This is a genomic window from Comamonas sp. FG99 (assembly GCF_057808605.1).
On sequence record NZ_JBMDII010000029.1, the window covers coordinates 16,233 to 31,420 of the forward strand.

11 protein-coding genes and 1 other RNA gene are annotated in these 15,188 nt (G+C 57.5%); 8 read left to right on the forward strand and 4 right to left on the reverse strand.

Annotated features, from left to right (window positions below):
- Positions 1 to 5: 5 nt before the first annotated feature.
- Positions 6 to 2,702 carry a DNA gyrase subunit A gene (gene gyrA, locus ACODRX_RS18355; RefSeq protein WP_488872977.1) on the reverse strand — a complete coding sequence of 899 codons (2,697 nt, stop codon included), beginning with the start codon at positions 2,700 to 2,702 and terminating at the stop codon, positions 6 to 8.
- Between the two features lie 228 nt (positions 2,703 to 2,930).
- Here gyrA and ompA point away from each other — a divergent pair, with 228 nt between their 5' ends.
- From ompA to ACODRX_RS18385, 6 genes are all read left to right on the forward strand, one after another.
- A complete protein-coding gene (ompA, locus tag ACODRX_RS18360) occupies positions 2,931 to 3,584 on the forward strand; it encodes an outer membrane protein OmpA (RefSeq protein ID WP_488872978.1) in 654 nt (217 codons plus the stop codon).
- Between the two features lie 89 nt (positions 3,585 to 3,673).
- Complete coding sequence (ubiG, locus tag ACODRX_RS18365) at positions 3,674 to 4,387, forward strand: bifunctional 2-polyprenyl-6-hydroxyphenol methylase/3-demethylubiquinol 3-O-methyltransferase UbiG (protein WP_488872979.1); 714 nt, start codon at positions 3,674 to 3,676, stop codon at positions 4,385 to 4,387.
- Positions 4,388 to 4,407: 20 nt separating this feature from the next.
- Positions 4,408 to 5,073 carry a phosphoglycolate phosphatase gene (gene gph / locus ACODRX_RS18370; protein ID WP_488872980.1) on the forward strand — a complete coding sequence of 222 codons (666 nt, stop codon included), beginning with the start codon at positions 4,408 to 4,410 and terminating at the stop codon, positions 5,071 to 5,073.
- A 12-nt stretch (positions 5,074 to 5,085) separates the two neighbouring features.
- Positions 5,086 to 5,463: a transfer-messenger RNA gene (gene ssrA, locus ACODRX_RS18375) on the forward strand.
- A 217-nt stretch (positions 5,464 to 5,680) separates the two neighbouring features.
- The gene (locus ACODRX_RS18380; protein ID WP_488872981.1) at positions 5,681 to 6,913 is read left to right on the forward strand and encodes a tyrosine-type recombinase/integrase; all 1,233 of its coding nucleotides are present in this window, start codon (positions 5,681 to 5,683) and stop codon (positions 6,911 to 6,913) included.
- Between the two features lie 451 nt (positions 6,914 to 7,364).
- The gene (locus tag ACODRX_RS18385) at positions 7,365 to 7,973 is read left to right on the forward strand and encodes a hypothetical protein (RefSeq protein ID WP_488872982.1); all 609 of its coding nucleotides are present in this window, start codon (positions 7,365 to 7,367) and stop codon (positions 7,971 to 7,973) included.
- A 977-nt stretch (positions 7,974 to 8,950) separates the two neighbouring features.
- Here ACODRX_RS18385 and ACODRX_RS18390 read toward each other — a convergent pair.
- The gene (locus tag ACODRX_RS18390) at positions 8,951 to 10,618 is read right to left on the reverse strand and encodes a DUF262 domain-containing protein (RefSeq protein WP_488872983.1); all 1,668 of its coding nucleotides are present in this window, start codon (positions 10,616 to 10,618) and stop codon (positions 8,951 to 8,953) included.
- 231 nt (positions 10,619 to 10,849) lie between these two features.
- Positions 10,850 to 11,953: a hypothetical protein gene (locus ACODRX_RS18395; RefSeq protein ID WP_488872984.1), complete on the reverse strand. Its 1,104-nt coding sequence runs from the start codon at positions 11,951 to 11,953 to the stop codon at positions 10,850 to 10,852.
- 227 nt (positions 11,954 to 12,180) lie between these two features.
- Between ACODRX_RS18395 and ACODRX_RS18400 the strand changes: the two genes are divergently transcribed.
- Complete coding sequence (locus tag ACODRX_RS18400; protein WP_488872985.1) at positions 12,181 to 12,966, forward strand: glycoside hydrolase family 19 protein; 786 nt, start codon at positions 12,181 to 12,183, stop codon at positions 12,964 to 12,966.
- A gap of 302 nt (positions 12,967 to 13,268) precedes the next feature.
- Here the strand turns inward: ACODRX_RS18400 and ACODRX_RS18405 are convergent, their stop codons facing one another.
- Positions 13,269 to 13,982 carry a hypothetical protein gene (locus tag ACODRX_RS18405; RefSeq protein WP_488872986.1) on the reverse strand — a complete coding sequence of 238 codons (714 nt, stop codon included), beginning with the start codon at positions 13,980 to 13,982 and terminating at the stop codon, positions 13,269 to 13,271.
- Between the two features lie 169 nt (positions 13,983 to 14,151).
- Between ACODRX_RS18405 and ACODRX_RS18410 the strand changes: the two genes are divergently transcribed.
- Positions 14,152 to 15,186, forward strand: a complete 1,035-nt coding sequence (locus ACODRX_RS18410) for an IS630 family transposase (protein WP_488872987.1) — start codon at positions 14,152 to 14,154, stop codon at positions 15,184 to 15,186.
- The last annotated feature ends 2 nt before the right edge of the window (positions 15,187 to 15,188 follow it).

Here is a 15,188-nt window from a genome sequence, read left to right on the forward strand (position 1 = left end):
CGGGCTCATTCGCCAGCGCTGGTGTCGCCTGGCGTGCCGGTGTGCGCGCCAGTATCCGTGCCGGCTTCGGTCTCGCCTTCGGCCGCGTTGGCATCGTTTTCGACGATGCGCTGCAGGCCGCTGAGCTTGGCGCCTTCGTCCAGGCTGATCAGCGTCACGCCCTGGGTGGCGCGGCCGAGTTCGCGGATCTCGGCCACGCGGGTGCGCACCAGCACGCCGGTGTCGGTGATCAGCATGATCTCGTCATCGGCATGCACCAGCGTGGCGGCGACGACCTTGCCGTTGCGCTCGCTTTGCTGGATCGCGATCATGCCCTTGGTGCCGCGGCCGTGGCGGGTGTACTCGACGATGGAGGTGCGCTTACCGTAGCCGTTCTCGGTGGCGGTCAATACGCTGGTGCGTGTTGACTCCGGGTTCTCACGCTCTGCGGCGTCGGCCTCGGCGACCAGCATGGCGATCACGCTCTGGCCTTCCTCCAGGTTCATGCCGCGCACGCCGCGCGCATTGCGGCCCATGGGGCGCACATCGTTCTCGTCGAAGCGCACGGCCTTGCCGCCATCGCTGAACAGCATCACATCGTGCTTGCCATCGGTCAGCGCCGCGCCGATCAGATAGTCGCCCTCGTCCAGGCCCACCGCGATGATGCCGGCCTTGCGCGGGTTGCTGAATTCGTCGAGCGCGGTCTTCTTCACGGTGCCCATGCTGGTGGCCATGAACACATAGTGGTCGGCCGGGAAGCTGCGGTACTCGCCGGTGAGCGGCAGCACCACGTTGATCTTCTCGCCGTCCTGCAGCGGGAACATGTTGACGATCGGCCGGCCGCGCGAGCCGCGCGAGCCCGCCGGCACCTCCCAGACCTTGAGCCAGTACAAACGGCCCTTGTTCGAGAAGCACAGCAGGTAGTCGTGCGTGTTGGCGATGAACAGCTGGTCGATCCAGTCGTCTTCCTTGGTGGCCGTGGCCTGCTTGCCGCGGCCGCCGCGCTTTTGCGAACGGTATTCGGACAGCGGCTGGCTCTTGATGTAGCCGGTGTGGCTGAGCGTGACCACCATGTCGGTCGGGGTGATCAGGTCTTCGGTCGACAGATCCTGTGCGCTGTACTCCACCTCGCTGCGGCGCGCGCCCAGTTTGGTCTGGCCGAACTCGGTCTTGATGGCGTTGAGCTCCTCGCCGATGATGATGGACACGCGCGCCGGCTTGGCCAGGATGTCGAGCAGATCCTCGATCACCGCCATCACCTCCTTGTACTCGGCGACGATCTTGTCCTGCTCCAGGCCGGTCAGGCGCTGCAGGCGCATCTGCAAGATCTCTTGCGCCTGCGTCTCCGACAAGCGGTACAGCCCGTCCTGGCCCAGGCCGAACTCGGCCTCCAGGCCTTCGGGGCGGTAGTCGTCGGCATTGACCACGCCGCCGTCCTCGCGCGTGCGGGTCAGCATCTCGCGCACCAGCTTGCTGTCCCACGAGCGGGCCATCAGCTCGGCCTTGGCCACCGGCGGCGTGGGCGCGTTGCGGATGATGGCGATGAAGTCATCGATATTGGCCAGCGCCACGGCCAGGCCTTCCAGCACATGGCCGCGGTCGCGCGCCTTGCGCAGCTCGAACACCGTGCGGCGGGTCACCACCTCGCGGCGGTGCTCCAGGAACACCTGCACCAGGTCCTTCAGGTTGCACAGGCGCGGCTGGCCGTTGATCAGCGCCACCATGTTCACACCGAAGGTGTCCTGCAACTGCGTCTGCTTGTACAGGTTGTTCAGCACCACCTCGGGCACTTCGCCGCGCTTGAGCTCGATCACCAGGCGCATGCCCGACTTGTCGCTCTCGTCCTGGATGTGGCTGATGCCCTCCAGCTTCTTCTCGTGCACCAGCTCGGCCATGCGCTCCTGCAGCGTCTTCTTGTTGACCTGGTAGGGCAGCTCGTCGACGATGATGGCCTGGCGCTGGCCCTTGTCGATATCCTCGAAATGGCACTTGGCGCGCATCACCACCTTGCCGCGGCCGGTGCGGTAGCCGTCCTTCACGCCATTGATGCCGTAGATGATGCCGGCGGTGGGAAAGTCGGGCGCGGGCACGATCTCCATCAGGTCGTCCACCGAGGCATCGGGATGCGCCAGCAGGTGCAGGCAGGCATCCACCACCTCGTTGAGGTTGTGCGGCGGGATATTGGTGGCCATGCCCACCGCGATGCCCGCCGAGCCGTTGACCAGCAAGTTGGGCAGCCGCGCCGGCAGCACCAGCGGCTCCTGCTCGCTGCCGTCGTAGTTGGGGCCGAAGTCCACCGTCTCCTTATCTATATCAGCCAGCATCTCGTGGGCGATCTTGGAGAGGCGGATTTCGGTGTACCGCATGGCGGCCGCGTTGTCGCCGTCGACCGAGCCGAAGTTGCCCTGGCCGTCGACCAGCATGTGGCGCAGCGAGAAATCCTGCGCCATGCGCACGATGGTGTCGTACACCGCGGTGTCGCCGTGCGGGTGGTATTTACCGATCACGTCGCCGACGATACGCGCCGACTTCTTGTAGGGGCGGTTCCAGTCGTTGTTGAGCTCGTGCATTGCATAGAGAACCCGCCGGTGCACCGGCTTCAGGCCATCGCGCGCGTCGGGCAGCGCGCGGCCCACGATCACGCTCATCGCGTAATCGAGATAGCTGCGGCGCATTTCCTCTTCGAGGCTGATAGGAAGGGTTTCTTTAGCAAACTGGGTCATAAGGTCTGTGCCGATGGACGGAAGTCGGGAGGCATTTTAGGCGCTTCCCGTTGTTGCATCACGGCAACATTCTAGGCGTGTTGCGCTTTTGTCTTGTACCTGGCGCTACAGATAACTCTATCCATCCGGCGCTCCTATGGCACAATCGGTTAGAACGTTTTTGGTGATGGTCACTGATGACGTCTTGATTCGCAGCGCGGCTGCGGCTTTTTCCCCAAGAGGAGAACCATGAAGAAACTGAACAAAGTGGCGATGTTGTTTGCCTCTGCAGCGCTTGCAACCGCCGCTGGCGCACAAATCAAGGCTGCCGACGGCGGCAATGTTGTCGACAACTGGCAAAACGGTACGGGCGAACTGGTTTGGAAGAACGGCACCAACGAACTGTGCTGGCGCGATGCCAACTGGACCCCCGCCACCGCTGCTGAAGGCTGCGACGGCGCGCTGCAAAAGGCCGCTCCCGCACCTGCTCCGGCTGCCGCACCTGCTCCGGCTCCCGCTCCGGTCGCTCCTCCCGTTGCACAGACCCAGAAGGTGACCTACGCCGCCGACGCATTCTTCGACTTCGACAAGTCGGTGCTGAAGCCCGAAGGCAAGGCCAAGCTGGACGACCTGGCCTCCAAGGTCAAGGGCATCAACCTGGAAGTGATCATCGCCGTGGGCCACACCGACTCCATCGGCTCCGACGCCTACAACCAGAAGCTGTCGGTGCGCCGTGCCGAAGCCGTGAAGGCATACCTGGTGTCCAAGGGCATCGACAAGAACCGCGTGTACACCGAAGGCAAGGGCAAGAAGCAACCCGTGGCCGACAACCGTACCGCCGCCGGCCGTGCCAAGAACCGCCGCGTGGAAATCGAAGTGGTCGGTACCGCCAAGGCCAAGTAATCGCCTCGGTTACCGTTCTCCAAAAAGCCCCAGCGATGGGGCTTTTTTTATGGAGATCGTGACATTGAATTGGTGGACAATCGCCTGCTATGAGCGAAACCCTGAATGCTGATCCAGCCGAGCTTGCCAAGTTTTCGGAGCTGGCATCCCGCTGGTGGGACCCCGAGAGCGAATTCAAGCCCTTGCACCAGATCAATCCACTGCGGCTGGAGTGGATCAACCGCATCTCGCCGCTGGCGGGCCAGCAGGTGCTGGACGTAGGCTGCGGCGGCGGCATCTTGGCTGACTCGATGGCGCGCAAAGGCGCCACGGTGCTGGGCATCGACCTGGCAGACAAGGCCTTGCGCGTGGCGCAGTTGCATGCACTCGAGGCCGGCACGCCGAACATCCGCTACCAGTCCATCAGCGTGGAAGCGCTGGCCGATGCGCAGCCGCAGAGCTTCGATACCGTCACCTGCATGGAAATGCTGGAGCATGTGCCCGACCCGGCCTCGGTGGTGCAGGCCTGCGGTCGCCTGGTCAAGCCTGGCGGCTGGGTTTTTCTCTCCACCATCCACCGCAATGCCAAGGCCTTCATGCTGGCCATCGTGGGGGCGGAATATGTGCTCAACATGCTGCCGCGCGGCACGCACGAATACGCCAAGATGATCCGCCCGAGCGAGCTGGCATCCTACTGCCGGCAGGCCGGCCTCGACATCGAGCACACCAAGGGCCTGGAATACAACCCGCTGACACGGCGCTACCGGCTGAGCGACGATACCAGCGTCAATTACCTGATGGCCGTGCGTCGGCCGGCAGCCTGAGCGGTCGAGGTTCTACATTGTTGACAAATTCCATCAAGGCGGTGCTGTTCGACCTGGACGGCACCTTGATCGACAGCGCCCCCGACCTGGGCGCCGCCGCGGACCAGATGCGGGTGGCGCGAGGCATGCCCTCGCTGCCGCTGGACAGATACCGGCCGTTGGCGGGTTCCGGCGCCCGCGGCATGCTGAGAATTGCCTTCGGCATGTCGCCGGAAGATGTGGCCTTCGCCGACATGCGGGAAGAGTTCTTCCAGAACTATGAACGGCGCATGACGCAGGCGACCACGATTTTCGATGGCGTGCCGCAATTGCTGGACGACCTGGTCCAGCGGCGGCTGCACTGGGGCGTGGTCACCAACAAGTCCAAGCGCTTCACCGAACCCCTGACCCGGCAGATGCCATTGTTCGCCACGGCCGGCGCGATCGTCAGCGGCGACACCACACCGCATTCCAAGCCGCATCCCGAACCGCTGCTGGAGGCCGCTCGGCGCATCGGCGTCGAGCCCGAGGCCTGTGTCTATGTGGGCGACGACGAGCGCGACATCCAGGCCGGCAAGGCGGCAGGCATGCGCACCGTGGCGGCGGTGTATGGCTACCTGGGCGAAAGGCAGTCGGTCGCGCACTGGCAGGCCGATGCGGTGATCGCATCGCCCATCGAACTCTTGAAACGGCTGAATCTGGCCTAAAATAGGCGCCATGGGGCTGTCCCGGTTTCGACGTGGGTTCGGGATTGGTACGGTGCATGCCGAGCTTGAGTGACGCTCGTAAATCTCCATTCAAAAAACTAACTGCAAACGACGAACGTTTCGCACTCGCCGCTTAAATCCGGTGAGCCTTGCAACAGCATGCTGATGGGCTGGGCAAGGGGGTAGCAATACCTCCCGGCTGCAAGGGAATTTACATGAGCTGGCTGCATACCGGGTACCTTGGCATGTGGCGAGATCCAAGGGTACTGGCCGGCTGTGGAGCGTGCGTCTGCGCGCCATGGCCAGCGAGATCCAAACCAGAACGCTAAGCATGTAGATCTGGCCGACGAAGGCTTACGGACGCGGGTTCAATTCCCGCCAGCTCCACCACTATAATGTCCAAAGGCGTTCACCAACATCCGGTGAACGCCTTTTTTCTTTGAAGAATCAATGACTTGGCGTTCATTGCCGTCCGGGAGGATTCGCTAACTTCCGAGGTGGGATGGGGGAACGAGTGGGGGAACAGGGCAAAAAATCGTAGAATTTAGGCAATTGTTCCCCCGTTCTCGAGGGAGAAAGGCCCAAAAGTCTCAGGAGTTGTTCCCCCATGCTGACCGATTTGAAGTGCCGAAACGCTGTTTGTTCCCCCGACGCCAAGCGAGAACGCCTGGCCGACTCGGGAGGTCTGTACCTGGAGATTTCCCCTGCGGGATCCAAGCGCTGGTTCTGGAAGTACCGGTACAACGGGAAGGAAGGGCGGATGGCGCTTGGCAGCTACCCCACGGTCAGCTTGGCAGCGGCGCGCAAGGCCAGGGATGTGGCCAGGCTGCAGAAGTCCACGGGGGTGGACCCAGTCCAGGTTCGCAGGGTCGAGAAGCTCAAGGCTATGAACCCGGAAGGCGATACCTTCAAGGTGGTTGCTCTGGAGTGGTTCGGCAAGCAGAAGGCCCAGTGGAGTGACACACATGCGGTTCGTGTACTGCGGCAGTTGGAGCGGGATCTGTTCCCTTGGCTGGGTAATCGTCGGCTGGCTGATATCGAACCGGTGGAGTTACTAGCGACCCTGCGCAAGATCGAGGCGCGCGGTGCCATGGAGACGGCGGATCGTGGGCTGATGGTGGCCCGTCAGGTTTGGCGCTATGGGGTGGCAACGGGGAGGGTGGAGCGTGACATCACCGGCGACTTGAAGGGGGCGCTGTCACCATACCGTGGCAAGCATTTCGCGGCCATCACCGATCCTGAAAAGTTGGGGGAGTTGCTGCGGGCCATCCAAGCCTACAGGGGAGGGCTCATTGTGCGTGCCGCATTGCAGCTCGCCCCCTTGCTGTTCCAACGTCCCGGAGAACTTCGGGGGGCGGCATGGGCCGAGGTCGATCTGGATGGCGCGCTCTGGACCATACCTGCAGCTCGAATGAAGCGTGGCAAGGAGGGCAAGGAATATGGGGACCCGCACTTAGTGCCTTTATCCACCCAGGCAGTGGAGATACTGCGGGGGCTGCATCCATTGACAGGTTGTGGAGCCTTGGTATTTCCTGGCGAGCGCAATCATGACCGGCCGATATCAGAGAACTCGGTGCGCACGGCGTTGATCACGATGGGCTATACGGCGGAGATTCAGACGTGGCATGGCTTTCGAGCAACAGCTCGCACGATGCTTGCGGAGCGGTTGGAAGTTGATCCCATGGTCATTGAGGCGCAACTGGCCCACGCTGTGAAAGATGCGAATGGGCGCGCCTACAACCGCACGCAATATCTGGTCCAGCGGCGGCGCATGATGCAGCAATGGGCGGATTATCTTGATTCGCTTCGGCAAAGGCGCGCGATTGACGCAAATGAATGAGGTTGGTCTGCGTCATTCCATATGTAGCCACGATCGACGAGTCGTTCAATTTCTTTGCGTCATCTAACCGTTGACGTGATCTGCGTGCCTGCCGCTCTTGGACGGGATGGCCTGAAGACCCTAAGCCTCTTGCCATTCCACATCTTGTGAAGGCCGCAAACCCTGCCACTTCATAAAAACCTGCACTTATTGCATATGAGCCTCCTCAATACGCGAGCTATAGTGTCTGCAAAAAATCCGTTTACGGATATGATCAATTAACCGTGTGGTGGGCAACAGAGGAGGCGCGACGGTTTTTATGGTTGAACTTATTACCGCATTTGCAAGTGGCATGTGTGCCTCAGTGCTAGGCTACAAGCCATGTAGCCAGTCTTCAACCTGCCAATGTAGACCACAGCTGCCAGAGATGGCCTACGCGTTGGTGCGGTCTACATTACGTTAGGTTGCATCGATGTTGACTGCTGCGCAATTTCTTCCTGTCCTAGGTCCGATCGTTGCGGCTTGCATTGCTGCGGTCGTTTCGTTTCTGGCCCTCGTCATTTCGAAAGAACAAAAGACATCTGAATTTCGCCAGGCATGGATTGATGGCTTCCGTCAAGACCTCATAGAATTTGCAGCTAACCTTCAAAGACTAGATGCTCAGCCGATTTATGTTGATTGGAAGACTCTCACGGCAAGCACGATCAAGGAGTCCAGCGAAGCTGCGGCAGAGCGCGCGCTTAAGCCGGATTTCTTCGCTGAGAACCGACTGAGACTACTTCAATCACGGTACGCAATTCGGCTCCGCCTCAACCCAAGTGAACCTGGCGGCGAGGCGCTATTGGCACAGGTCGAGAGGGTCCTTGAGGCCTACGATTCTGCTGGAAGTGTGGAAAGCGAGCTGGACATTCTTATGGCTTTGGCTCAGCCGTTTTTGAAGCGAGAGTGGGAGAGAGTGAAGCGAGGTGAGCCAGTTTTCCGTGCATCGGTGCTGGTGGCGAAGTGGTTTGCCATTTTTCTCGGAGGAGTGCTGATCGTGTCCGGTACGCTCTGGGGTTGGAAGGTGGTGAGTCCCGCTTGACAGGTAGTCAAATGGGTGCCTTACTGTCACGGCTCGTAGGTGGTTGGTGACTACCTTTCACCACCCGCGAGGTCGGATGGCGCCATATCGCGCAGGCCTTCCCGGTGGAGGGATAGAGTATCAAAGTCAAATCGTCACGAGTGGCGAAGAACTCTAAGCGGATATCACCTTTGTGGCTTTGACCTTGAACCTGCAATCGACTTCCTAATGAGCCTTGTCTACCTTCTAGCTCTTCTTCTGCGGCGCTATACTGCGGTCGTCACTTTGTAGGGGCCTTGGCTTGGATCTTGACTTGCTACAAATATCCCAGCTTCGCATAGTGCGCTGACGATTTTGGTGCCTTGGGCGTATCCGATCCGGAGTTTTCTCTGCACCCACGCTATTCCCATATGTTCTCTTGTTGCAGCGGCGGCTTCTATAGAGGTCCGAAGGTAAGGCACTTCTGTTTGTCGACCAGAGGAGATAAGGCGGCCATTACCGCGTATAGATTTGCACGCTGCATGTATTGCATCTTGCCGTAGATTGTTCGGTAGGCAAGATGGAGGCGTAGCTATAAGTCCTTGTGCTGTATCTTCGTCAGCTGCTTACCAATATATTCGATCATTCCTACTATCCCTTGCTGATAGTACCCATGGACGGTTGGATTGGTTACCACTGAGCAATCTCGTTGAAGCTCAGCATTCAGCTCCTTAAGAAATTCGCGGGTCGCATCAGGTGCTAAGCACAGTCGGTTCAAGGTTAGGCGTAGCGCCACATTGAGTGCTCGGAGTTCTGCATCACGGCGAGCCACGCGCCGATGGCATGTCCCGGTTTGTTCTTCTGCGGATTCCACTTCGAGGTCTAGCAAGCTGGGGTTTTTCATGCGCTAGCGAATTCGGCCAGTGATCTGGCAAATGTACTAGGATTTTTCATGAAAAGGTAGGGCGCATGAGTGATGTTGACGGAGTTTGAAGCCTTGATGGTTTGTAACTGTAAAATCAAACTGTCTTCTGCGGAACTGCAAGTGTGAGTCCATACAGATTATTTAATGCGGCCAGCATCTTCTGTTTTCGGCCATTCACAAAGTCAAGATGGTTGTTCCAAAGGTCCGACGTAGCTTCGACGATAAAGTCATATGACGCCAAATACTTACTGCCATCCGCACTCTTGAAAAACTCTTGTGGGTGGCGAGCGCGTTTGTAGTTATTGACTTCGGCAGGCATAGGCTGGAAGTTCCACAACACGTCCACAGCCTCCCGATAAGATTGCCCCTGGCCTGCCAGGTTCATCGGGAAAATATGATCCACTTGCGGCTTACTATCATGAAAAATGTAGCTGCGACTTGGCATGATTACCTTGGTGGCCAGCCAGGGCTGGCTTAGTAACTGGTATTCATGCAGCTCAGCTGTGCGGTTTTTCTCGATAGCAATATTGCGAATCCGTTCAAGAGGAAACGTCTTACCTGCTTTGCCGTTCTCCACAGCCTCACGTGAAAAGGAATTGACCATAGTCTGGGTATTCCAGTCGCAGAACTGTGACAGCAAAAAATATTGATGAATCAGCTGTAACTCTGCGGCTTTCAATGCACGGATACGCCACTCGTGCCCATTACGCTTGCGCTCGGTTAAATATACCGCAATGGGTAGTACTGCGAGCCAGCGCTGCACGATGGAGGAGTGATTTATATTTAACAGGCCATTCAGATACCCAGAAAACAGTTCTACTAGTGGCTCAATGTCATTCTGCAGCACATCCTTAAAGGCTTGAATGTCAGAGTTTTCCAAGCGGTCTTCATCAATGCGAATGGTTTTCTTGACTAGTAAATGAAAAAACTGCAGTACCGCAGTTGACGAAAATTCGATGCCGCTTTTCTTGGAAATATTTTCGGAAAGCGCCCAGAGCTTTTCTTCGTAGTCAGATTGGACAGCTTTGATTTTTCCAAGTACAAGCTCCAACTGGGTCAATGCCACGCCGCCTGTATTCAAGCGACGGAACACCTCGTTCACCTCTTTAGGGGTATCCGCTTTCACTGAGAAGTAGGCAATGGACTTGACGTTGACGTCTACAAAAATGTCCCACAAGGCGCTCAGGTTTCGGCGAACCTGCAATTTTTTATTTCTATCATCCCCTGCTGCATCGAGAGAGCGGTCTTCGAGATCGACTTTTTCGTCCTCGTTACATCGCATACAGGCCAGCTCAGTCATGCGCAGGTAGCGGGGGGCTGCTGATGCGCTGGCATCGCGGAACAGAAATCCGGTTTCATCAGATTCGGCTGTAGAGGGGTCGAACAATAGGTCGTAGTGAAGTACCCGTCCGTTGAAGCGGTGGCGCAGTACAGAGTACAGGGTCTGTAAACGCTGCTGGCCATCATAGACCAGCGCCTTGGGGGCTCCCCAAAGCCCTTCATCCACCTGATGGGCAAATCGCCCCGGCGAGTAATCTCCTACGAAGCGGCGATATGGCACCTTCTGATCGGTTTCCCATAGCACCACACCGCCAATAGGATAGCGCTTGAGAAGCGAGTCTAGTAAGAGGCATACATAGTCTTCTGACTCATGGCGTGCCCCCCATACATATTGCCGTTGTACCTGTGGCAAAAACCACCCATTGTTCGGTGCGTTCAGTTTGTCTAGTGCTTCGCGAACGGAAATTCCTGCATACGACATGATTATTTTTCTCCGGGAAATTTATAGGGCTTCTGTTTCTGAAGACGAGAAAGCATCGCGATAGTTTTGGCGAGCTTCAGCTATCTGTGGTGCTGCAGACACTCATTTCGCCTATTTGATGACCGGTGAATGACGGCTTCTCGCCGATCTGCGACTGTCACAGAAAGACCGGTTGAATCCACAACCCAGAGCGGACTAATGCAACCCCGAAAAATCTCTACTCCGCCACGCTCAAGAAAATATTTTTACTGAGTTGCCTATGTTGAATTCGGATCGCGTATCTAAAAATATCTCAGAATTCAAGTTTGTATTTTCTGAAACGACATCATTATAAATTTCAACCAGTTTTTGGCATAGGCGAACTATATCACTTCGATTTTCAGCGAAAAGTGCTTCGCCAGCATTATGAATTAACCCCCTTTCTTCTATGGAGTATTGAGCGTCGTTTGGTGAGCCACTGAAGCCAAGATTGTGTATGCTATTTCTCGCCCTTGCATAGAACGATACAGTAGTCAGATAATTTGACCTATCCCGATGATCATCCTTTGGTAGCTTGGATAATACAAAATCAATTTTTTCACGTCCAGATACGTAGGTGTTAAGTTCTGCAATGTCGTTCAAGAACCGATCTTTATCTTCCCCCTCGGTCGTGTTGTATTTTTCAATGAGTTTCTTTAATTTTTGAATTTTACTGCTAGAAGATGGATGCTTAAGGCGAATGGGATCATAAATTTTCGCCATATAATATTCAAAGGCGGAATATGTGCCTACAATGAAATCCAAATAAAGGCTTCCGCGCACATACTCACCCCGATCTCGAAATAATGGTTCCATATCATCAATTGCATGTTTGATATGTGCGACTGAAATACCAGCACTTTTAGCGTCCTCCATTACTGTCCCTAACAGATCACCAATCGCCCCCCCTTTCTCGAGACAGGCTGTTGCTTCCTCGTTAATTTGAGCGAACAATAGACAATCAGCTGCGCCGACGATTGCCAAAAAAAATGAAGATGCTCTGCCGTAAAATTGGTACGCACACCTTAGAGCATTGTCTTGCTCGATGCAGTAATTCTTCAGCAGCATCAGATTAAGAATTCTATCTTTCTGGTAATGATCGAATTTTTTAACCTGCCTATATGTTCTTTCAAATGAGATCGATTTTCCATCTTTGCTCACACACTGCCCCTTTTCATAATTTTCGTTGCGCTCCCTTAGTGCTCCTCGCCGCGAGCTGCTGCGATGAGAACACAGAGGAGCGTTAACGCTCTTCTCATGCACGCTACTTAGTTCAAACGTCATTGAACCATCTCGACCGTCAAGTGCAAAGTCCAATATTAATTGGCCTGGAGCGGTCGATCAATAAGATGAGATTGCCGACCGCTTCTGGCCGTCTGCGACCATTACCGACTGACCCGCAGTATTCTATTTTCCTCCGAAATCGGACACATGCGCTTAGCATTTCCGAGTGCTACCTATCGTTGTCAGGATTGACAACAATGCCTCGAGGGCTTAGCTTCCCGCTGAGCAACAACCATACTCTGCCGGGAGGAAATGTGAACATGACTTGCCTATCAGTAAAGGCGATCACAGGCCGCGACTTGGTCAAGGGGGTATCGATGGCTGCGCTGTTGGCCTGTGCGTCTCCCGGCACCTCATTCGGTGCACCGTTCAAAGCGGATCGCGCATGGTTCTTTGACAAATGTGCCGTCCTGCAGAACTATGAGATGAACAAGGAGGGCACCGCAGCAGTTATGAAAGGCAAGACGTCGCTCTCAGAACCGATGAAAGCGGGCCTCAGTCATCTCTTCGATAGCTGGGAGAAGTTCGGAGATGCGGATGCAAACCGCCTCGCCTTCGTGCTGGGAACGGCTAGGCGGGAGTCGGATGGCACCTTTAAGCCTGTGCGCGAGGCGCCGCGCTGTGGTTCTGATGAAATGTGCCGCGAGCGCGCCATTGAGAAGCTGCTTGCCAGCAGGGCGATCAAGTCCGGAAAGCCAGCGCGAGCCAACTACGCGCTGCCTGATGCCAATGGGCAGCGCTACTATGGACGCGGTTTCGTGCAGGTCACTCTTCGCGAGAACTATCAGAAGACGGGGGCGAAGCTCGGCCTCGATCTGGTGTCAGCCCCTGACAAGGTGCTTGATCCAGGTATAGCTGGTGAGATCCTGATACGTAGCATGCTGGAGGGCTGGTACGGCAGTAAAAAACCTCTGTCCGCATATATCGACGGTCATAAGGTCAATTGGATCAACGCCCGGGACAACGTCAACCCAAAATCACCCAACAAGCCTATCACGGCCGCCTACGCAAAGGATTTCAGCGCTTGCCTTCGGCCGCTCGCCTGATCTTCCTGAGTACAGTCTCGCAGGGCGACGTACTGAATGTGAGCGCAGATGGCTCAAAGGATCTGGTATAGGTGACGTGCGGGGGAGGGCGTTGCGTTTGGATGGCCGCTTCTTCAGCATATTTTTCGATCACGACGCTGCGCAGAATGGGGTCGGTTGCAGCCCGCCTCCGCGATCATTGCAGCACGCGCTATAGCCGAATCGTCACACTCCCAAGCGGTCACTGTGCCCTCACAGCCCCGGCTGAATTCGGCCACTGACCCGTCCGCATCATGAAGGGGCGACTGTTCAAGTCAAAACGATTACCTAGCCTGTGCCAGTGTGCTGCGCAGGCCCATGGCGAGACCGCGCAGCAGCTCGTCCTTTCCGGTATCTTGAGCGCGCAATTCGTTTTCGCGAACGACTGCCGGCCATCGGTTCGACTTGTCGCCGGCACTATTCTTTCCCACCGATTCGGCACCGCCAGCACTGCGGTAATCGTCGCGAGTAGCGTTGGCTACTCGCGCATACGTCCGGGTGCTGGCCAGCGGTGCTCGCGCGGCATGCTCCATGACCTCAACGCTAAGTTGGCGGTCGGTGAAATTCAAGCCATCCTTGCTCATCACGGTGACGCCGTCGCGGAACTCTAAGTAGACCGGTGCGTCGCCTTGCCCCCCTGCATCCCGCTTTCGTTCAATGACAAGGCCGGCGACTGGGAACTGGGCACCGTTTTGATTAACGATAAAGGTGGCCAGATGGCGACCGCATCCAGGACGATCGCCCAGTCCGACGGCATTGCAGGCGTAGCTGATGCGGGCGGTCATATTGTCGATGGAGGGATTCAGCAGATACACCAGAGCTCGTAGCGTCTTGCCACCACTGGTCACGGCGTAGGTACAGCGCCGCACGTTGCGGCCTTCATAGCCTGGCCAGTCAACGATCGGCGGGGCGTCGCAGCTGGCAGACAGATAATGCGCCTTCTCCAGATTCTTGGCCAGCACTGCGGCGGCGGCACTTCCGGCGGCGCTATTGGTCACATTACCTGCCGGGGAAGCCGAGACGGCCGGCGCTGCCACCGAGCTGTTTTCAGCAGTGGCATAGCGAAAAAGCGAGCCGTCTGCCGATTCGACCGGACCGGGGTGCAGGTAATTATTGATCCGGCAATAATGATCTTGAATATTCGGAATGCGCCATCATGTGGGAGTGATGCAAGCAACCGACATGAGATCGTTGTCGCGCGAAGCGCGGCATGAAAGACGCGTGCAGGTGATTCGCCTGCGCAAGGCGGGTCGTACGTACGACGAAATTGCGGCGCAGACGGGCCTGAGCCGCACCGGCGTTTTCGATATCTGCAAGCGCCACGAGGCAGCCGGTGCCAAGGCGCTGCAGGATGCACCCGGTGGCCGCAGGCTGGGCGAAGGGCGGCGACTGGGCGCGGCCCAGGAGGCGGCGGTGCGCAAGCTCATCACCGACAAGACGCCCGATCAGCTGAAGATGCCGTATGCGTTGTGGACGCGGGCAGCGGTGGGCCAGCTCATCGAGCAGCGCTTCGGGATCCGCTTGCCTGTGCGCACGATGGGGCTGTACCTGGCGCGCTGGGGCTTCACGCCGCAAAAGCCCATGAAGAAGGCCTACGAGCAGTCGCCTGCGGCGGTCAAGAAGTGGCTCGATGAGGAGTACCCCGTGATCGCCGCGTGCGCAAGGCGCGAGGGCGCCGAGATCCACTGGGGCGACGAAACCGGGCTGCGCAGCGACGACGTGCGCGGGCGCAGCTACGCGCCCAAGGGCGAGACGCCGGTGGTGCGGGTGAACAGCAAACGCCATGGCCTGTCGGTCATCTCCACGGTCACCAACAAGGGGCAGATGCGCTGGAAGGCCTTTGACGGCGCGCTCAACTCCGACATCCTGATCGATTTCCTGCGTCGGCTCATCAAGGATGCGGGACGCAAGGTCTACCTGATCCTGGACAACCTGCGGGTGCACCACAGCAAGCCCGTGAAGGCGTGGCTGGCCGAGCACAAGCAAGAGATCGAGGTGTTCTACCTGCCGAGCTACAGCCCGGAGCTCAACCCGAACGAGATGGCCAACGCCGATCTCAAGCAGGCCGTCACGAAGCTCGCACCGGCGCGCACGAAGTTGCAGTTGGTCAAGGCCACGGCCAAGCATCTGCGCAGCGTTCAGCGGCAACCTGAACGGATCAAAAGCTACTTCGAACACGAGCCGGTTCGTTATGCGGCCTGATT